Origin of the sequence: uncultured Tateyamaria sp., assembly GCF_947494755.1 — a bacterium.
Lineage (GTDB): Bacteria > Pseudomonadota > Alphaproteobacteria > Rhodobacterales > Rhodobacteraceae > Tateyamaria.
The window spans coordinates 199,957-219,113 of sequence record NZ_CANLVZ010000006.1 but is presented as its reverse complement, the minus strand read 5'-3'; the positions used below and the strand labels follow the sequence as shown (position 1 = coordinate 219,113).

The following is a 19,157-nucleotide window of genomic DNA, read 5'->3' as shown; positions in this document are numbered from 1 at the left end:
CCCGGAAATTCAAGCGGTGTTATTCCGAGCCCAGGTCAGACAGGACGTTCCCGCTGAGGTCCGATTCAGCCCGCGCGCTTTGGACATAGTCGCGATAGATGATCTGCGCATACTTGCCGTCAAGCACGGTTGGATGGCTCTGCACGAAGCCGCTGACCTCGGTCACGGTGCGCCGATTGCGCCGTTCGCGCCCTTGGGTCACGATCAGCGGTTGGGTTTCGCCAAAAGAGGCGACCGCCTCGAGGCGTGACCGGCTGATGCCTTGGGTTGTCAGGAAACCGACAACGGCGTGGGCACGGGCGAGGCCGAGCTGCTTGTTATATCCACTCGAACCGACCGCATCCGTATGGCCATAGACCCGAAAGCGGATTTCAGGGAACTGGCGGATCCAGCGGGCCTGCTGGCGCAATGCATCCTGCGCGCCTGCATCCAGGCGGGCAGAGTTGAAAGCGAAATTGACGGTCGTGATAACTTCGGAGGCGAAGCGATTGGCCAGATCGAATGTATACTGACGCTCGCCCGTCAAAACGAGCGTATTGTTGGCGGTCGCGTTCCCGAACTGGCCGGTGTCGACGACGGCACCTGCCTCGCGGTAAAACTGGGTGTAGACCGGATCGCCAGATGGACCGCACGCTGAAAGTGCGATGCTGCTAGCCAATGCGACGCTGATGATCGGTTTCATGACCCTGTCCTTAATCCAACACGTAGCCATATGAGCCGGAGAAGTCCTGTTTGGCAACCTCGCCGGCGGCCCCCTGTTTCGGGGTCCGTGTGCCAGCGGCTGTGCGTCCAAACAGGAACAGGTCCCGTTCACTTGGCGGTTTGATGCGATCAGTGGGCAATGCCAGCGCATCGCCACGCACAGGCGTGACAAGATGGGCCGTGACCACGATCACCAATTCGGTTTGTGCGCGTTGATAGGACGCCGAGCGGAACAGGGTCCCCAGCACCGGGACATCGCCCAGCCATGGTACCTGACCCGAGAGGTCCTGAAAATCGTCTTGCAACAGGCCAGCAACCGCAAAACTCTCACCATCGCGCAATTCGACCGTCGTGTTGGTCTCGCGCCGCGAGAACGCGGGGATGCTGATGCCATCGGTATTGATCGAGTTTGCTGTATCCACTTCGGACACGGACGCTTCGACCTGAAGGTTGATCAAATCCTTGTCGACCACCACCGGAATAAAGTTGAGCTGGACACCGAACGGTTTGAATTCAACCGAAATCGTTCCCTCTTCCTGGCTGACAGGGATTGGAAATTCGCCACCCGCAAGGAATGTTGCTTCCTGACCCGAAAGGGCGATCAGATTGGGCTCGGCCAGCGTGCGCACGACGCCTTTTTGCTCAAGCGCCTCAAGCAACAAGCCCACTTGGACGTTGCCCGCGTTAAAGCCGAACAAAATCGCGCCTTCGGAGCCGGGTGTAACTTCGACAGGGGGACTGATGGAGTTTCCTCCATCGAGAAATGTGCCGGTTTCGCTATCTGTGCCCAATTGCCCACCGAAAAGCGACCCGCTGAACCCAAGCGATGAGCTCAGTGATTTGGAGACCGAGCGCTGCATTTCGGCAAAGCGCACTTTCAACATGACCTGCTGGACGCCACCGACGCTCATCAGGTTGGATACGCGGCCTTCGGCGTAGCGTTCGGCCAGATCCAAGGCGCGTTGCAGGCGCGAAGAGGAGGAGACGACGCCCGAAAGCACGATGCCATCGTTGGCGGTGCGCACTTCGATCTTTTCGCCGGGAAGGATCTGACGCAGCCGTTCCTTGAACTCGGAGATATCAGCGGCGACGCGCACGTTCACGTTTGTGATCAGTCGACCGTTGCCATCCAGCAGCGTCAATGTCGTCAGCCCCGGCGATTTACCCAACACATAGATTGTGCGGTCGCTGAGCGACGAAATGTCGGCGATGGCGGGGTTGGCGATGCTCAACTCCGCAAATGGCGTGTCGCTTTCGACCACCACGGCCCGGTTCATCGGGACGTTGAGGTTCGATTCGGTTTGCTGGCGGACCACGCGCAATGTTTCTGCATGTGCAGTCAATGCGATTGGGCTTACAGCCATGGACAGCCCAACGATGGCCGCTTTGAAGATTCCGTCAATTTTCATGTGACCTGCCCTTTTGATCACGCCTCGGTGCCGGGTCTTGATGCCCGCGAAATGAATACGGGTCGTAGCGCCCGTGTCGTTCTGTCAGACCATTCGGCCCGCAGCGTTTGATTTGGTATCTTGCCTGTCTTGTCCGCAGGCTTGTGCCCGCTGTTTCGTAGACCGTGCAGCAGTTTGAGTTTTTTTGCAAGAATCAATGGGTTCAGAGCGAAGGTTTATGTGGATAACTGGCAACAGGGGCACAAATGCAACTGACGCCCCCAGTGGGAGGCGTCAGGCTAAGTGATTGAATAAATGGCTCAGTTTGTGCAGGGGATCGGGATTGTGACCACTTCTGCGCCACGCCGTGTGCGGATGGAACAGGTCTTCTCTTTGGGCGCTTCGACCTTGGCCGCACGTTCTTCGATGCCCAAAAGTGAGCGTTGGTCCATCTCGATGGCACCGGCAACCGTGTCGTCCCCGGCCCCGACAAGGGACAGCGAGAGGCGTCCGGTGGACTGGGCCTGCGCCAGCTTGGCCACCTGTTCAGGGGCAACAGCGACAGTCACTGTCTGGGCGACGCTGGCACCGCTGAGATCGCTGGTTGCGCTTTGGTCGATAGCAATGAGCTGGACGGCGGGTTCGATCAGCTTGGTCACTTCGCCGACACTCGCATCGAGCGCTTTGTCGACCCGGCCGGTCCAATAGACGTCCACCCGGTCACCCGGACGCAGGAACCCGGACACGCCGGACGCCACATCAACACGAAGCGCGAAAGCACGCATGCCGCGGGCCAGGCGTGAGGTCAGACCTGCTTCCTCGCCGGGCTCGGTCACTTTCACTTTCAGGATGGCCTCATCCTTTTCCATGGCGCGCAGCACAAAGCGAGGATCCGATTGCCCTTCGATAAAGAGGGGATTGTCGGCTGTGAATGCGCCCTCGGGAATAGCGGTGACCGGCCAGTCGACCGTCCGAACGTCATCCGTTTTGAGCGCTTCGCCGTATTTCAACGTCCGGTCCGATACATATACGGGGATCGTGGGCACAATCTTGTCCCGCTCGGCCCGCTCGGCGGCCAGCGCGGTTTGATATTGGCCGATATAATTCTTTGCCATGTACACGGCACCACCAGCCAGGGCGATCCCGGCAAGCAATACCAATCCGAAAATCATTCGCATCTCAGCACCTCATTATTGGGTTCGTTATGCACCGGAACGGTGGGAACCTCTCGACACTATCCATGACAGTGGAATGTGGCATATTCTGGGAAGTGCTGGGGTCTGTGTGAGGCAATTTGCCCGGCACGTTGCCCTAGACATGCAAAAGCGCCCGACCTTGAAGGGACGGGCGCTGGCTGTTCACACCTGAAGGTGGATCAGCGGAAATCGCTCATATAGGTGCCTGTGTCTGCGGTCAGTTTGGTTGCGCCGGCGTTCATTTCGGCCACCATGATCACCGCAATGGCAACCACACCGGCACAAACGACAACCCAATCGACCGTTACCGCGCCATGTTCGCTCTTGCAGAACTTTTTGATAAATGCGGTCATGTCAGTCACCTATGAAAACAATTTCTTGACGTGTGATGTACAAGGGGCCGCGGTCGTGGTCGGCCGCGGCCCCCGTATGCGTTTCGCGTTAAGCGCTAGGGCTTAAGGAGCGGCAGGTGCGTTAGGATCTTGCTTGCCCAGGAATGTGTTGGTGTCGGCGGTCAGGTCGGATGCGCCTGTTTCGATCGACGTGTAGGCAGCAACGGCCAGACCAACAACAGCAGCTGTCAGCACAACCCAGTCAACAGTCACAGCACCGTTTTCGTCTTTGCGGAAGTTTTTGATAAATTTCATCATGGTAGTGTCCCTCCAAAGGATCAGTAGATTTTCAGTTCAACCTCGCCGTCCGTCTTGAGGGCCGTTTCTCTCTGTTGGCCCATGTCCGACTTGGTATGACGCTATATAGACGTTTGATTGGGGCACGAATTTGGCGGCAAATTGGGCTTTTCGCGTCTGCGTCCGGAAAAAGTGAATTACTTTGCTAAGGCGCTGTTTTTGCGTGATTAATTTTTTGTAAAAAAAAGCACGGAAGGTAATCAACCGCCTATACCGTGGCAAATGTGGCGAAACGGCCATCTTTAAAGCTGGAAATGGTGGCCTGAAGCCCCTTTTTTTGCGACACTGACTGCAAAAGCGCGACCAAGATCGTGCAATCAGAGGCAGGCAGATATGACAAAACGCATTCTATGCGCCGCGATGTGCGGTTTGGTGCTGAGTTTCGGCGCTGTTGAGGCCGAGTCGCCGCCGGCGTTCAAGGATTTCTCGGCCAAACGTGTGAAACCGCCCAAGTCCGGCACGCAAAAGCGGATCACCGTTCAGATCGATCCTGCCGAAATAGTCGAAGAGGACGTCGCGCCTGCCGCCACAGCACCTGCCGCTCCCCGTGGGGCCCGGTTTGATTGGTTCTGGGAAGACATCTCTCCCGATTTGGCCGATGCGGGCCCGGGGCGGCTTGACCTTGCCATGCGGGCTTTGGCGCGGGCCGGGGCCAAAGTGCCCGCACCGCGCCTTCAGCAGATGCAGGAGCTGGCCAAGGCGCGCGGCGTCGACATTTTGCGCGCGACCATCGACACTGACGTCTCGCCCGCGCTGGTCCTGGCCGTGATGATGGTTGAGTCGGCTGGAAAGCCAGATGCGGTCAGTTCGGCTGGGGCGCAGGGGTTGATGCAGCTGATGCCCGCGACCGCCAGCCGCTTTGGCGTGACCGACAGCCTCGTGCCATCACAGAATATCGAAGGCGGGGTGAAATACCTCGACTGGTTGATGGGGACGTTTGATCGGGACCCGCTGCTGGTGCTGGCGGGATACAATGCGGGCGAGGGGTCCGTGCGTACCCACCAGGGTGTACCGCCCTTTCCTGAAACTCGCGACTACGTGCCCAAGGTGCTCGCCGCGTTCCAGATTGCGAAAGGGTTGTGCATTACGCCACCCCAGCTTGCCAGCGACGGCTGCGTGTTCGCAGCGCTCAACTGACCGCGCGCCTTCTTGGCGTCCACTATATATAATAGAGCGGGCCAGACGTCGAACGCGTCTGCCCATTCGGGGTGTTTGGCGCGCTGCCGTTTCACGAAAGGGCACAAGGGAACGATCTTCCACCCTTCGGCGAGCGCATCTGCGACCAGCCTTTCAACCCGCCGCAGACCCGTGCCCGTGCCAAGCAGCGCGTCCGGCACTGCGGCATGATCGGCGATCCGGGTCTTGGCTGACATGATGGACGACGTTGGCCGTATGCCCGGCGATGACGAGGGCATATTGCCCTTTCTTCACAACATCCTCGCGGGCGATTTCAGGCTCAGACAAGGGTGGCTTGAGTCGCAGCGCGCAATTCGTCCTCTGTGACGCCATCCGCCGTTTCGACGATGCGCAATCCGCCCTCCACGACATCCATCACGCCAAGATTGGTGATGATGCGGTCCACGACTGATTTGCCGGTGAGGGGCAGAGTGCATTCCTTGAGAACTTTGCTGTCGCCGTGCTTGTTCGTGTGATCCATGACGACGACCACACGGCCCACGCCCGCTACCAGATCCATGGCACCGCCCATGCCCTTGACGAGCTTGCCGGGGATCATCCAGTTGGCGAGGTCACCATTTTCAGCCACTTCCATCGCGCCCAGGATCGCCATCGCGATCTTGCCCCCGCGGATCATGCCAAAGGACTGCGCGGAGTCGAAATAAGCGGTCTGGGGCAATTCGGTGATCGTCTGTTTGCCCGCATTGATCAGGTCGGGATCTTCGGTGCCTTCGATGGGGAAGGGGCCCATGCCCAGCATCCCGTTTTCAGATTGCAACGTCACCTCGATTCCGTCGGGGATGTAATTGGACACCAGAGTCGGGATGCCGATGCCAAGGTTCACGTACCATCCGTCTTCGAGTTCCTGCGCTGCGCGCTCGGCCATTTGATTGCGATCCCAGGGCATGCTTATTCCTTATTCATCAACAAGTGTCGCGCCCGCAGGCACATCTATGGTCACAAAACTGCCAGCTGCACCACGACCCAGATGCAGCGTCCCCTCAAGTCCCTCGATCAATCCGCCGACAATGCGTCCCCCAATTGTACTCGTATCTGGCCACGCCATCCCACTCGGGATCCCAACCCCATCATCAGACACAATCAGACGCAAACCGCCCGCGCTCAGGCGGCTCATCCGGACTTCGACAAGGCCGTTGTCCAACCGGTCAAAGGCGTGCTGAAACGCATTCGTCAAAAGTTCGGACAAGACCAGACCAACGCGGGTCGCCGTTTCAATAGGGACCTCAAGCGGTTCGATCTGGATAGTCATCCGAATGCCGGAGCGTCCCATCATGTGCGCAATCGCAGCCGACAGGCGCGACAGATAGCTGCCCATTTCCACGCGATTGCGATTGGACTGGCGATCCGACAGTTTCATTTCTTCGTACAACAGCTGGAGAGTCTCGATGCGCCGGCTGAGCGCCATGAAGTCCTCGGGGACGGACGTGCTACCCGATTGCTGGCGGATCATGCCGATCACGATGGACAGGTCCGTCGCCACCCGGTTCTGTATCTCCATCAGCGCCGCGTTTATTTCTTCGGTGCTGGCATCCATGTCGCTCTCGCGTAGCTCTTTCTGGATGCCGATAAAGTATTGCAACTTGCCGGTGTCGTCACACAGGGGCGAGACGACCAGCCGGTTGAGGTACTTTTCCCCATTTGCGCGGTAGTTGATAATGTCGACCGTCGTGGTCTCTTCGTTCTCGATCCCGCGGCGCAGTTTGTCCACGTGCACCTTGGATGTCTCGGGACCTTGCAGGAACCGGCAATTGCGCCCGATCGAAGCGGTCCGGGCGTAGCCGGTGGAGCGGGTGAACGCTTCGTTTACGTAAACGACCGGGTTGTCTTCAAGATACGGGTTGGTCACGACAATAGCAATCTGGGCACGGTTGAAACCGTCAAAGATCATGTCCTGACCCAGAAGTTGCTCAAGCATGTCGGGCATTGCTGTCTCCGTCAGGCCGCGCGGGTGGTACGTTGTTCGATGCGCTTTTCGTGCTCGCCCTGAATCAAGCGGTGTACATAGATGCCGGGCAGGTGGATGGTGTCGGGATCAAGGCTGCCGGTCGGCACGATCTCTTCCACTTCAACGACGCAGACCTTGCCGCACATGGCTGCGGGCGGGTTGAAGTTGCGGGCGGTCTTGCGGAACACGAGGTTGCCGGTTTCGTCCGCTTTCCACGCCTTGACGATGGCGAGGTCGGCAAAAATGCCTTCTTCCATAATATATGTGTCGCCGTTGAAGTCCTTGTGTTCCTTGCCCTCGGCAATGACGGTGCCCACGCCGGTCTTCGTGTAGAAGCCGGGGATGCCGCAGCCGCCCGCGCGCATCCGTTCGGCCAGCGTCCCCTGGGGGTTGAACTCCAGCTCCAGTTCGCCCGACAGGTATTGGCGCATGAACTCGGCGTTTTCGCCCACATAGGACGAGATCATCTTTTTGACCTGCCGCGTCTGCAGCAGAATGCCGATGCCGAAATCGTCGACGCCAGCGTTGTTGGAGGCAAATGTCAGATCCTTCGTGCCCGCCTCTTTGATCGCATCCAGCAGCAATTCGGGAATGCCGCACAGGCCGAACCCGCCCGCCGCAATGAACATGCCGTCGAACAAAAGCCCGTCCAGCGCCTCGGAAGCAGAGCCGTAGATCTTTTTCATAAATACTCCTGGACACCTCTCAAGGAGGCCGTGCACCTGTGAGAAAATTTGTGACGCGAGTCTGGGTCACTTGTCAACGTACACGGACGGTATGCGGTTGTATACTGCGTCAAGTTGCCCGATCAGCCGCGGGTGGGTTTCCGCCGAGGAGCGAGGCGGGCCCACGGGCAGGGCGAAAATGAGGGGTCTGAAATGTGTGAGCGGCCCCGTGTCCGGAGCCGCGTTTGGTCACCGTTGATAGGCTGCGACCTGCCCGGTCAGCCCGGCCTCCATGAAGGGGCCGAAATCGCGCCTCAGATAGCGGCGGATTGCCGGGCGCGCCAGAAACAGGTTGGGCTTGATGTTGTAGTTCCATTCAACTCTGACCTGATCGCCGGTCTGGGTGTAGTCGAAACTGCCCATAATGTGATCGACAACGCGGCCCGACGGCGCGGTGATATCCCAGAGCTGATAGGCAAAGCGGTTGGCGGAGTTTTCCAGCACCCGCTCATGGACATGATAGCCACCTTCTAGGTCGACACGGCGCACCGCACCCACCTCGGGCCACGTGCCCGAGAGCACGGTGATGTTCACGATCGGCGGAATGCTATCGGTCACGGCAACAAAGTCAGTCACCGGGTTCTCCTCTCCGAAGGCGCGAAAGTCTGCGATGGTGCCGCGGAATGTCGCGGTCTCGGTGTTGGTCAGATAGCTGTTTTCGGCGGCCAATGGTGGGGGCGGTGCGATCTCTGCAGCGGACGTGGCCTGAGCGAATGCGAGGTTGGGTGTCGGCATTGGAGAGACACCAGCGAAGGCTGCCACAGACAGCGCGGCGGTGACGGAAAGGGTCGCGATAAGAGGGCGCAGAGGCATAGTCGATCTCCATTGATGCGATTATCGTATTAAAATATACGAGTATCGTAGTAAATATAATTGGCTCTTGCCACTTCAAGGGGCGTTGGTCAGAAAAACCGCCATGGATAAAGAACTCGAACTTTTGGGGTACGTGGGCACGTTGTTGCGGGTCATGCTTGTCAGCGAGCTGACCTCGCCCGAGCATCAGCACGTGATCCGCTTCAATCTCTCTGATTTCACGGCTTTGGGGATGTTGCGCGAACAGCAGGTTGTGCGCGCGTCCGAATTGGCCGGCACGCTTGGCATCGTGCCAACGACGGCCAGCAGCGTAATCGCGCGTCTGGTGAAGCGGGGATTGGTGTCGCGCACCCAAAGCGAGACGGACAGGCGGGCCTACGATCTGAGCCTCACGCCCGAGGGCGCGCAGCTGGCCAATGCGATCCACAACCAGGATTTGCACAATATGCGCCTGTTCCTGTCTGCGCTCGACGACGAGGATCAGACCACGTTGCTGTCCTTGTTGGGCCGGGTGGTCGAGCGGGTCGCCTCTTTGGAAAACGCGGAGGCATCCGACTAGGCGCGTCTAGCTCGCCTTTTTCGCCGCCGCTTTCTTCTTGGCCGCCGGTTTCTTTGCAGCAGCCTTCTTTTTCGCGGGCTTCTTCTTGGCGGGTGCCTTTTCCTCGATCAGCTGCACCGCCATGTCCATCGTGACATTCTCAGGCTCAGTCCCTTTGGGGATGGTCGCATTGACCTTGCCCCACTTCACATAAGGTCCGTATTTACCCTTCATCACATTGACCGGCCCGCCTTCCGAGGGGTGTTCGCCCAACTCGTGCAGCGGCTTGGCGGCCACACCGCGCCCGCCCCGGCTTGCGACCTTCTCGGCGAGCAGTTGCACAGCCCGGTTCATGCCGACGGTAAAGACCTCTTCGATCCCTTCGAGATTGGCATTGGTGCCACCACGATCCGAGGTTGATTCCGCGTGCTTGAGATACGGTCCATAACGCCCGATATTGGCCCAGACCATAACGCCGTCCTCGGGGTGCGGCCCGATCTGCCGCGGCAGGGACAGCAGGCGTACGGCTTGCTCCAGGTCCACTTCGGTGGGCGGCCATTCCTTGGGGATCGACTGGCGTGGCGGCTTCTTGTTGTCATCCGTCACTTCACCGCGCTGCACATAAGGCCCAAAGCGGCCCTTGAACGCATAGATCTTGTCGCCTTCGTCCTCGCCAAGCAGCTTGCCCTCTGGCGGGATGCCGCTGTCGTCTTCCTGACCGGGGGGACCAAAGGCGCGCGTATAACGGCATTCGGGATAGTTCGAGCAGCCGATAAAGGCACCACCGGACCGGGCCGTGCGCATGCTGAGCCGCCCGACCCCGCAATTGGGGCAAAGGCGCGGATCGCCTCCGTCTTCCTGCGGCGGGAACAGGTGCGGTTCGAGCACTTCGTTGATCTTTTCCAGCACCTCGGTGATGCGCAATTCGGAGGTTTCGGCAATCGCGGCGCTGAAATCCTGCCAGAACCGGCCCAATACATCCTTGTAGTCGCGGTCCCCTGCGCTGACATCATCCAGTTCTTCTTCGAGGCTGGCGGTGAAATCATAGCCCACGTAACGGCGGAAATAGTTTTCAAGGAACGCGATCACCAGCCGCCCCTTGTCCTCGGGGATCAGCCGATTGCGATCCTTGCGTACGTATCCGCGATCCTGAATGGTCGTGACGATGCTGGCATAGGTCGAGGGGCGGCCGATGCCCAACTCTTCCATCCGTTTGACCAGCGTGGCCTCGGTGTAGCGGGGCGGGGGCTGGGTGAAATGCTGCTCGGGCGTGACGGAGCGTTTGTCGGCGGCATCCCCCTCGCTCAGCTGGGGCAGGCGCTTGTCGTCATCATCGACCACATCATCGTCGCGCCCTTCCTCATAGACGCGCAGGAACCCGTCAAACAACACGACTTGCCCCGTGGCGCGCAGGCCGACCTGCCCGTCGTCGCTGCCAATCTCGACCGTGGTGCGCTCAAGCCGTGCGCCTTCCATCTGGCAGGCCAGCGTGCGTTTCCAGATCAGATCATAAAGCTTGCGTTGATCATCGTCGGTGATCTTCAGGCTGGCTGCATCGCGTGCCATATCGGTCGGGCGAATACATTCGTGTGCCTCTTGCGCGTTCTTGGCCTTGTTCTTGTAAACGCGCGGCTGTCTCGGGACATAGTCGTCGCCATAACGATCCTTGATCGCGTCGCGCGCCATGGTGACGGCCTCGGGGGCCATGTCGATCCCGTCGGTCCGCATATAGGTAATGTAACCCGCCTCATAAAGCCGCTGCGCCGAGGACATGGCTTGGCGCGCGCCCATGCCGAATTTGCGACTGGCCTCTTGTTGCAGGGTCGAGGTCATGAACGGGGCCGAAGGGTTGCGGGAGGCGGGTTTGGCCTCGACCGATTGCACCTTCAGATCGCGGCTGGTGATCGCGCTTTGGGCCATCTCGGCCTGCGTCTGGTTTTCGAGGTCAAACTTGTCGAGCTTCTTGCCGGCCAGCGAGGTGAGGCGCGCCTCGTATTCCTGTCCCCGCGGGGAGGCGAGGACCGCTTTGACCGACCAGTATTCGCGATTGCGAAACGCTTCGATCTCCATCTCGCGCTCGGTCAGGATGCGCAGACACACCGACTGCACGCGACCCGCAGATTTCGCACCGGGCAGCTTGCGCCAGAGCACGGGGGATAGGTTGAACCCCACCAGATAATCCAGCGCGCGGCGGGCAAGGTAGGCTTCGACCAGCGGCATATCGACCTGGCGGGCGTTCTGCATCGCCGCGTCCACCGCCGACTTGGTGATCGCGTTGAAGGTCACGCGGCTGACGGGCGTGTCCTTCTTGATCGACTTGCGTTTGGTCAGCGCCTCTTGCAGGTGCCAGCTGATGGCCTCCCCTTCGCGATCGGGGTCGGTTGCGAGGATCAGCGCGTTGTCATCCTTGAGTGCGTCGGCAATCGCTTTCATGTGCTTTTTGCTGGCGCTGGCGACCTCCCAGACCATCTCGAATTCGTTGTCGGGGTCGACCGATCCGTCTTTGGGGGGCAGGTCGCGCACGTGGCCATAGCTGGCCAGAACGGTGTAGTCATCCCCCAGATATTTGTTGATTGTCTTGGCTTTAGCTGGGGATTCGACAACGACGACGGGCATTTACAGGGGCTACCTCGGACGGGGATATATGTGTGCTCTATGGCGGCGCAAGATGTGGGGTGCAAGCGGCGATTGTCAACCGACCCCCAATCGGGTGCGCCTAACTGGCGCGGGTTAGAAGGCCACCGGGGGCACGATCAATGCTGCCATCGAGTTCCAGTTCGACCAGTGCGGGGGTGACTGTGGCCGTGGGTGCGCCAAGGTCGCGTATCAGTTGATCCTCGGCCAGTGGGGACGGGCCGAGGCGCGACAATATCTGGCTGTGCAGGTCCGCCGTTTGGCGCAAGGACCGCGTATCTGGCTGTGGCGCCTGTGGTGGCACCAGTGGCAATTCCGGGGCGGCGGGGGCGAGGGGTGCCAGCGCCTCGATCACGTCATTTGCATCGCGCACCAGCGTCGCGCCATCCCGGATCAGCATGTTGCACCCTGAGGCGCGCGCATCCATCGGGTGCCCCGGCACCGCCAGCACATCCCGGCCCAGATCCAGCGCATCGCGCGCGGTGATCAGGCTGCCGGACTTGGCGGCAGCCTCGACCACGATGGTGGCCGCGCCAAGGCCCGAGATGATCCGGTTGCGGGCAGGGAAATGGCGCGCCATGGGGTGCAGGCCCATGGCCTGTTCGCTGATGCGCAGGCCACTGGTCCCGATATTCTGGGCGAGGTCGGCATTTTCCGCCGGGTATATCGTATCGACCCCGCCTGCCTGCACCGCGATGGTGCCGGTGTCGAGCGCGGCCAGGTGGGCGGCTGCGTCAATGCCGCGCGCAAGGCCGGACACCACGACATGACCGGCCGCGCCCAGATCACGCGCCAGGGCGCGCGCCATGCGGGTCCCGAGGGAAGAGGCGTTGCGCGCGCCCACCATGGCGATCATGGGTTTGTGCAGCAGCGCGACATCACCGATCACCCAAAGGAAAGGTGGGGCATCCTTGAGGTCGTTCAAAACCAGTGGATAGTGGGGCGATCCTTGCGCCACAAGACGTGCACCAGCGGCGCGGGCGGCCTTGAGTTCGCCGTGAATGACGCCTTCGGGGCAGACCTGATAGGACGAAACGCCGGCGGCGCGCGCTACCTCAGGTAGCGCGGCCAGCGCATTTTGCGCGGTGCCGTGTTCAATCAGCAGACGTTGATACGTCGCAATGCCGACCCGGCGGGACCGCAACAGACGGAGACGCGAAAACTGGTCGTCTTCCGAGGTGGGTGGGAGTGGGGGGTGAGTGGAAGAAGGATGGGTATCCCTTTCAGTCATCCGAGGCTCCGTCTGTTGCTGTCCTTGTTTTAGAATCGGCAAGGTTAACAACGCATGAAGATGGGCGAGCCAATTCGAGATAACTCTGCCTGCGGTTGTTTTTTAAAGGAAAAACCGGCCTGAAAAACGAACGGCGAACAAAGTGGGACTCGGCACCTTCGCCCACGCCTCCCCAGATATAGCGAGGCGCTGGCGCGGGTCTTGGCCCCTAACAGCGTTGCCACAGAATCGCCCGCTTATGTTGCGGACCCACCAACCGTCAGCCCGCCGATCATCAGTGTCGGCTGGCCCACGCCCACCGGCACCCACTGGCCCGCCTTGCCGCAATTGCCCATGCCGGGGTCCAGTGCCATGTCGCTACCGATGCCCCGGATGTGTTTCAGCGCCGTGGCACCGTCCCCGATCAAAGTGGCCCCCTTGACCGGCGCGCCGACCTTGCCGTTCTCGACCCGGTAGGCTTCGGTGCAGGAAAACACGAACTTGCCGTTTGTGATGTCCACCTGCCCACCGCCAAACCCCACCGCATAGATCCCGTCCTTGAGGTCGGCCACAATGTCCTCGGGTGCGCTGTCTCCGCCCAGCATATAGGTGTTGGTCATGCGCGGCATTGGGGCGTGCGCATAGCTTTGGCGGCGTCCGTTGCCGGTCGAGGCCACGCCCATCAGGCGCGCGTTCTGGCGGTCCTGCATGTAGCCGACAAGTACGCCATCCTCGATCAGAGTGTTCTTGCCCGAGGGCGTACCCTCATCATCGACCGAGATCGAACCGCGCCTGTCGGGGATGGTGCCGTCATCCAGCACCGTGACCCCGTGGGCCGCGATCTGCTGGCCCATCAACCCTGCAAAGGCCGAGCTGCCCTTGCGGTTGAAATCGCCTTCAAGCCCGTGACCGATGGCTTCGTGCAGCAGGATGCCGGGCCAGCCGGGGCCAAGCACCACATCCATCACACCCGCAGGGGCCGGGACGGCATCAAGGTTTACGACCGCAACACGCAATGCCTCACGCGCCTTGGCCTGCCAGTCGGCGGGTAACATCAGCCCGTCCAGGCCGACCCGACCTCCGCCGCCTGCCGTGCCGCTTTCGCGCCGTCCGTCCTTTTCTACGATGACCGAGATGTTAAGCCGGGTCATGGGACGCGTGTCGCGCACCGAGTGCCCATCGGGGCGCAAAATCTCGATCTCTTGCAGGGACGCACCAATCGAGGCCGACACCTGCACCACCCGCGAATCAAGATCGCGCAGGAAGGTGTCGATCTCCTTGAGGGTCTCGAGCTTGACCGGAAAGCTGGCCCCGGCAATTGGATCATCGGCGGTATAAAGGTGGCGATTGGTGGCCTGGGGGGCGTCCGCCATGGTGCCACCACCGGCACCGACCGCAAGACGGGCGGTTTCGGCAGCGCGGCGCAGGGCGGTTTCGCTGATCTCGGTGGAATGGGCATAGCCCGCGACCTCGCCGCGCACGGCCCGCAGGCCAAAGCCCTGCGCTGCATCATAGCTTGCGGTTTTGAGCCGCCCATCATCATAGACCAGCGATTCCGATCGGCGGCGTTCAAAGAACAACTCACCATCATCCGCCCCCGCCGTGGCACCGCGCAGCACATCCAGCGCCACATCTCGGTCGATTTCGGTTTCCAGCGGCGCAAAGGGGGCGTCAGTCATCGGTGTCTCCTGTCGGCCGGGGGCCTGAAAATGCGGGTGAGCGTCCGTTTGACGCGCCTCTTATGTCTTTATCTTGGGGTAAAGATATGATTGTAAGTCTCGACAATACAACGGGTGGTGATCGGCAGTGCGTGTACGAGCCCCCAAGGACCGATCAGCGATCCATCAAGATCAGGACGACCAGATGAAAAAGCTTCTTTCGATTTCGGGCGTGCTCAGCGCTCTTGCTGCTGCCCCGGCGTGGGCCCAAGACGGGCTTGAGGTCATTGGCCGCCCCGTGGATGGCGCCATGGGCTTCCAGCCCGCCGCCACCGAAGTGGCCCGCCGCCTGCAATGGCTGGACGGCATGATTTTGGTGATCATCACCATCATCACGCTGTTTGTGGTTGGGCTGCTGGCATGGGTCGTCGTCCGCTACAATGCCAGGCGCAACCCTGATCCGGCGAGTTTCACCCACAACACGCCGGTCGAGATCGCGTGGACCGTGATTCCCATCGTGATCCTCGTGTTCATCGGTGCGTTTTCGCTGCCGACCCTGTTCCACCAGCAGGAAATTCCCGAAGCCGATGTGACCATCAAGACCACCGGTTATCAGTGGTTCTGGGGTTATGAGTACGTGGACGAGAACATCAGCTTTGACAGCTACATGATCGGCGCACCTGCCACAGGCGGTGACAACTCGCTGACACCCGAGACCGAAGAGGCGCTGGTTGCCGCAGGTTATTCGCGCGAGGATTTCCTGCTGGCCACTGACAATGCCGTGGTGATCCCCGTCAACAAGACGGTTGTTGTGCAGGTGACCGGCGCGGATGTGATCCACGCATGGACCATTCCGGCCTTCGGCGTGAAGCAGGACGCGGTGCCGGGCCGTCTGGCTGAGTTGTGGTTCGAAGCCGAGAAAGAGGGCATCTATTTCGGGCAGTGCTCGGAACTGTGCGGGATCGCGCACGCCTACATGCCGATCACCGTAAAAGTTGTCAGCCAAGAGGCCTATGACGCATGGCTCGAAGCGAACCGCGATGCGTCCGACTATGTGGATGTTTCGACGGTTTTGACCAACTGATCATCAGCATGGCGGGGCCTTTCCCGCCGTGACTTTCTGACCCAGTCCAGAGGTACGCATGACAGACGTCAGCTATCAGCATCAGACCCAAGAGGGTGAAGCGTCATTGGGCGATTACTTCGCGCTGATGAAGCCGCGCGTGATGCAACTGGTCGTGTTCACGGCGCTGGTCGGGCTGTTGGCCGCGCCCACGGGCGTGCATCCGGTCATCGGGTTCGCCTCGATCCTGTTCGTCGCCATCGGGGCAGGGGCCTCGGGCGCGCTGAACATGTGGTGGGACGCCGACATCGACGGCGTGATGACCCGCACCGCCAAGCGCCCCGTGCCTGCGGGCAAGGTGACCGCGGACGAGGCCAAGGCGCTAGGTTTTGCCCTGTCGGGCTTGTCGGTGATGATGCTGGCGCTGAGCGCAAACCTGTTGGCTGCCGCCCTGCTGGCCTTCACTATCTTTTTTTATGTCGTGATCTACTCCATGTGGCTGAAGCGCTGGACGCCGCAGAACATCGTGATCGGTGGTGCGGCAGGAGCCTTCCCGCCCGTGATTGGCTGGGTGATTGCCACCGGGGCCATGTCAATTGAGGCGTGGCTGATGTTTGCGCTGATCTTTATGTGGACGCCCCCCCATTTCTGGGCGCTGGCGCTGTTCATGAAGGAAGACTACCACAACGCCGGCGTGCCGATGCTGACGGTTACCCACGGGCGTAAGTCGACGCGCAAGCACGTGCTGGCCTATACCGTGCCGCTCGCGCTGCTGGCGGTTGGCACCGCATTCACGTCCATCGGCGGCCCGGTCTATCTGGCCGTGGCGGTGGTGCTGAACGCGCTGTTCCTCAAAGGAGCCTATGACATCTCGCACCGGGACGAGACACAGGCCGAGGCCGATGGCTACGCGGTCGAAAAGGCGTTCTTCCGCCTGTCGCTGTGGTATTTGTTCGCGCATTTTGGTGCGATCCTGATCGAGGCCCTGTTGCCCGCCGCGTGGGGGATCTGGGCATGAGCATCCGGGCTGAACATGAAATCCACCAGCGCCGCAAGGGCCGCAACATCGGCGTGGGTCTGATGCTGGCAGGGTTCGTGGTGCTGATCCTCGCGCTGACCTTCGTCAAGATCACCAGCGGTGACTTCGAGATGCCGCGCATCGAGGAAGGCCAATAATGCGCATCCCCGGTTTCCATAAGCTGTCGGGGCCGCAGAAGACCGTGGCCCAAACGCTGAGTCTCGTCTTCGTGATGGGCGGGCTCGCATGGGCGTCGGTGCCGTTTTACGACTGGTTCTGCCGGGTGACAGGCTTTGGCGGCACCACGGGTGTCAGCGAAGTGGCCAGCGACGACATTCTGGATCAGACGATCAAGGTGCGGTTCGACGCCTCGCTTGAGCGCAACATGCCATGGCAGTTCACGCCAACTGTGCGCGAGATGGAGTTGCGGATCGGCGAGACGGGGCTGGCTTTCTATGAAGCCTATAACCCGACCGACAAGCCCGTGGCCGGGTCCGCCAGCTACAACGTCGCGCCTTACGAGGCCGGCGGGTTCTTTTCCAAGATCGATTGTTTCTGCTTTGAAGAGCAGGTTCTGGCCCCCGGTGAGCGGGTACAGATGCCCGTGACCTTCTATGTGGACCCCGAAATAGTGACCGACCGCGATGCAAAATACGTGCACTCGATCACGTTGAGCTATACGTTTTACCAAATTGACCTGCCCGAAGGCTATGCGGCCATCGAACAGGACACCGACACCAACCTGAACTGAGGGACGCCAGCATGGCCCACGCAAAAGACCACGACTATCACATTCTGGCACCATCGACATGGCCCCTTCTGGGCGCATTGGCGGGCTTTACCATGCTCTTTGGCGCGGTGGCGTGGATGTCGGGTGGCATGACCATCTTTTTCAAATCCATCGAGTTGAGCGGCCCATGGCTTTTCCTGATGGGGTTCGTTGCGGTCCTTTACGTGATGTTCGGCTGGTGGGCCGACGTGGTGGCGGAAAGCCGCATCGGCGATCACACGCCGGTGGTGCGGATCGGACTGCGTTACGGCTTTATCCTGTTCATCATGTCCGAAGTCATGTTCTTTGCCGCTTGGTTCTGGTCATTCTTCAAGCACGCCATGTACCCGATGAGCGAGTATTTCGGCACATCCTATGTGCAGCCCGAAATCTATCACGTCGATGCCTTCCATCTGCCGCTGATCAACACGCTGATCCTGCTGTTGTCAGGCTGTGCGGTGACATGGGCACACCACGCCCTCGTGCATGGCGGTGCGCGCAAGGACGTGGTTAATGGGCTCGCGATTGCGGTGGTTCTGGGCGTGTTCTTCACCATTTTGCAGGCCTATGAGTACTCCTATTTGCTCTATCAGGGTTGGGAATTTGGCGGTGACAAGTTCTTCTCGAACTTCTTCATGGCGACCGGCTTTCACGGCGCGCATGTTATTATCGGCACCATCTTCCTGTTCGTGTGTTTGCTACGTGCGATGAAGGGACACTTTACCGAGGACAAGCATATCGGGTTCGAAGCGGCCGCATGGTACTGGCACTTCGTGGACGTGGTCTGGCTGTTCCTCTTTCTCGCCGTCTACATCTGGGGTGTGGGCCTGATGCCCGGCGAGCACTAAGGCGCGCCCCCAATCCAATGGTTCAAAGCGCGCGAGCATCCTCGCGCGCTTTTCACATCTTAAAGCGGATATGCGGCGATGCGGCGCCTGTGGTTCTTTCTGACAGTCGGGGTGATCGGGACCGGTATTCTGGTCAGCCTTGGGGTGTGGCAGGTGCAGCGCCTCGCGTGGAAGCAGGACCTGCTGACCCGGATCGAGGCGGAAATTGCTGCTGATCCTGTCCCGCTTGAAACGGCCCTTGATCCACAGTTTCGCCGCTATGCGCCCGTCACGCTGACGGGTGCCTTTGGCGAGGGGTATATCCGTATGCTCGCCTCGCGGCGCAGCATCGGCCCCGTCTATCGCATCATCCGTCCGTTCACACCTGAAGGCGCAGAACCCGTTCTGGTCGACACTGGCTGGTCGCCCGTCTCTCAACCTGTGCAGGGCGCACCACAGGTACGCCTTACCCTCACCGGCAATCTCGATGCCCCGATTGAGGCAGACGGGATGACCCCGCCCCCTGACCTGACTGAAAACACGTGGTTCGCCCGCGATGTCCCGGCCATGGCCGAGGCGCTCGACACGCGGCCCGTGCTGGTCGTGCTGCGCGATGCGCCGCAAACCGACCTTGGCGTGACGCCTTGGCCCGTAGACACCGCTGGCATTCCCAACGATCACCTGCAATACGCCATCACGTGGTTTTCGCTGGCTTCGATCTGGCTTGCGATGACAACCTACTTCGTGCGCCGCTCTGCGCGCGCACCCGATCCGAAAGACTGACC

The 19,157-nt window shown here is 60.4% G+C and carries 21 protein-coding genes; 8 read left to right on the top strand and 13 right to left on the bottom strand.

Annotated elements, in window-relative coordinates; all coding sequences use genetic code 11:
- Positions 1-19 precede the first annotated feature (19 nt).
- The 5 genes from Q0908_RS09990 to Q0908_RS09970 form a co-directional block, all read right to left on the bottom strand.
- A complete protein-coding gene (locus tag Q0908_RS09990) occupies positions 20-682 on the bottom strand; it encodes an OmpA family protein (RefSeq protein ID WP_299283538.1) in 663 nt (220 codons plus the stop codon).
- A gap of 10 nt (positions 683-692) precedes the next feature.
- Positions 693-2,111: a type II and III secretion system protein family protein gene (locus Q0908_RS09985; RefSeq protein WP_299283537.1), complete on the bottom strand. Its 1,419-nt coding sequence runs from the start codon at positions 2,109-2,111 to the stop codon at positions 693-695.
- A gap of 299 nt (positions 2,112-2,410) precedes the next feature.
- Entirely contained in the window at positions 2,411-3,268 is an 858-nt protein-coding gene (cpaB, locus tag Q0908_RS09980) for a Flp pilus assembly protein CpaB (RefSeq protein ID WP_299283535.1), read from the bottom strand.
- A gap of 197 nt (positions 3,269-3,465) precedes the next feature.
- The gene (locus Q0908_RS09975) at positions 3,466-3,639 is read right to left on the bottom strand and encodes a hypothetical protein (protein ID WP_299283533.1); all 174 of its coding nucleotides are present in this window, start codon (positions 3,637-3,639) and stop codon (positions 3,466-3,468) included.
- Between the two features lie 102 nt (positions 3,640-3,741).
- On the bottom strand, positions 3,742-3,936 hold the full coding sequence (locus tag Q0908_RS09970) for a hypothetical protein (protein WP_299283531.1): 195 nt from the start codon (positions 3,934-3,936) through the stop codon (positions 3,742-3,744).
- A gap of 372 nt (positions 3,937-4,308) precedes the next feature.
- Here Q0908_RS09970 and Q0908_RS09965 point away from each other — a divergent pair, with 372 nt between their 5' ends.
- Positions 4,309-5,112 carry a lytic transglycosylase domain-containing protein gene (locus Q0908_RS09965; protein WP_299283529.1) on the top strand — a complete coding sequence of 268 codons (804 nt, stop codon included), beginning with the start codon at positions 4,309-4,311 and terminating at the stop codon, positions 5,110-5,112.
- Here Q0908_RS09965 and Q0908_RS09960 read toward each other — a convergent pair.
- The 5 genes from Q0908_RS09960 to Q0908_RS09940 all read right to left on the bottom strand — a co-directional run bounded on the left by Q0908_RS09960 (position 5,010) and on the right by Q0908_RS09940 (position 8,655).
- Positions 5,010-5,348, bottom strand: coding sequence for a GNAT family N-acetyltransferase (locus tag Q0908_RS09960; RefSeq protein ID WP_299283527.1), 339 nt, complete (start codon positions 5,346-5,348; stop codon positions 5,010-5,012). The two genes, Q0908_RS09965 and Q0908_RS09960, sit on opposite strands and share 103 nt — an antisense overlap.
- An 83-nt stretch (positions 5,349-5,431) precedes the next feature.
- Positions 5,432-6,058, bottom strand: a complete 627-nt coding sequence (locus tag Q0908_RS09955) for a 3-oxoacid CoA-transferase subunit B (RefSeq protein ID WP_299283525.1) — start codon at positions 6,056-6,058, stop codon at positions 5,432-5,434.
- Positions 6,059-6,067: 9 nt separating this feature from the next.
- Positions 6,068-7,096 carry a PAS domain-containing protein gene (locus Q0908_RS09950; RefSeq protein WP_299283523.1) on the bottom strand — a complete coding sequence of 343 codons (1,029 nt, stop codon included), beginning with the start codon at positions 7,094-7,096 and terminating at the stop codon, positions 6,068-6,070.
- 11 nt (positions 7,097-7,107) lie between these two features.
- Positions 7,108-7,803: a CoA transferase subunit A gene (locus Q0908_RS09945; RefSeq protein ID WP_299283521.1), complete on the bottom strand. Its 696-nt coding sequence runs from the start codon at positions 7,801-7,803 to the stop codon at positions 7,108-7,110.
- Between the two features lie 228 nt (positions 7,804-8,031).
- A complete protein-coding gene (locus Q0908_RS09940) occupies positions 8,032-8,655 on the bottom strand; it encodes an SRPBCC family protein (protein WP_299283519.1) in 624 nt (207 codons plus the stop codon).
- Between the two features lie 103 nt (positions 8,656-8,758).
- Here Q0908_RS09940 and Q0908_RS09935 point away from each other — a divergent pair, with 103 nt between their 5' ends.
- Entirely contained in the window at positions 8,759-9,214 is a 456-nt protein-coding gene (locus tag Q0908_RS09935) for a MarR family transcriptional regulator (RefSeq protein WP_299283518.1), read from the top strand.
- Positions 9,215-9,220: 6 nt separating this feature from the next.
- Here the strand turns inward: Q0908_RS09935 and topA are convergent, their stop codons facing one another.
- From topA to tldD, 3 genes are all read right to left on the bottom strand, one after another.
- On the bottom strand, positions 9,221-11,809 hold the full coding sequence (gene topA / locus Q0908_RS09930; protein WP_299283516.1) for a type I DNA topoisomerase: 2,589 nt from the start codon (positions 11,807-11,809) through the stop codon (positions 9,221-9,223).
- Between the two features lie 100 nt (positions 11,810-11,909).
- Positions 11,910-13,058, bottom strand: a complete 1,149-nt coding sequence (gene dprA, locus Q0908_RS09925; RefSeq protein WP_299283514.1) for a DNA-processing protein DprA — start codon at positions 13,056-13,058, stop codon at positions 11,910-11,912.
- A 236-nt stretch (positions 13,059-13,294) separates the two neighbouring features.
- A complete protein-coding gene (tldD, locus tag Q0908_RS09920) occupies positions 13,295-14,716 on the bottom strand; it encodes a metalloprotease TldD (RefSeq protein ID WP_299283511.1) in 1,422 nt (473 codons plus the stop codon).
- A gap of 184 nt (positions 14,717-14,900) precedes the next feature.
- Here tldD and coxB point away from each other — a divergent pair, with 184 nt between their 5' ends.
- The 6 genes from coxB to Q0908_RS09890 all read left to right on the top strand — a co-directional run bounded on the left by coxB (position 14,901) and on the right by Q0908_RS09890 (position 19,155).
- Complete coding sequence (coxB, locus tag Q0908_RS09915) at positions 14,901-15,779, top strand: cytochrome c oxidase subunit II (RefSeq protein WP_299283509.1); 879 nt, start codon at positions 14,901-14,903, stop codon at positions 15,777-15,779.
- A 58-nt stretch (positions 15,780-15,837) separates the two neighbouring features.
- Positions 15,838-16,776, top strand: coding sequence for a heme o synthase (gene cyoE, locus Q0908_RS09910; RefSeq protein WP_299283507.1), 939 nt, complete (start codon positions 15,838-15,840; stop codon positions 16,774-16,776).
- Entirely contained in the window at positions 16,773-16,934 is a 162-nt protein-coding gene (locus tag Q0908_RS09905) for a cytochrome C oxidase assembly protein (protein ID WP_299283505.1), read from the top strand. The genes cyoE and Q0908_RS09905 overlap by 4 nt, the downstream gene beginning before the upstream one ends.
- Positions 16,934-17,527, top strand: a complete 594-nt coding sequence (locus Q0908_RS09900) for a cytochrome c oxidase assembly protein (protein ID WP_299283503.1) — start codon at positions 16,934-16,936, stop codon at positions 17,525-17,527. Before Q0908_RS09905 ends, Q0908_RS09900 begins: the two co-directional genes overlap by 1 nt.
- Positions 17,528-17,538: 11 nt before the next feature.
- Positions 17,539-18,393, top strand: coding sequence for a cytochrome c oxidase subunit 3 (locus Q0908_RS09895; protein WP_299283501.1), 855 nt, complete (start codon positions 17,539-17,541; stop codon positions 18,391-18,393).
- Positions 18,394-18,471: 78 nt separating this feature from the next.
- Positions 18,472-19,155, top strand: a complete 684-nt coding sequence (locus tag Q0908_RS09890) for an SURF1 family protein (RefSeq protein ID WP_299283499.1) — start codon at positions 18,472-18,474, stop codon at positions 19,153-19,155.
- Positions 19,156-19,157: the final 2 nt, after the last annotated feature.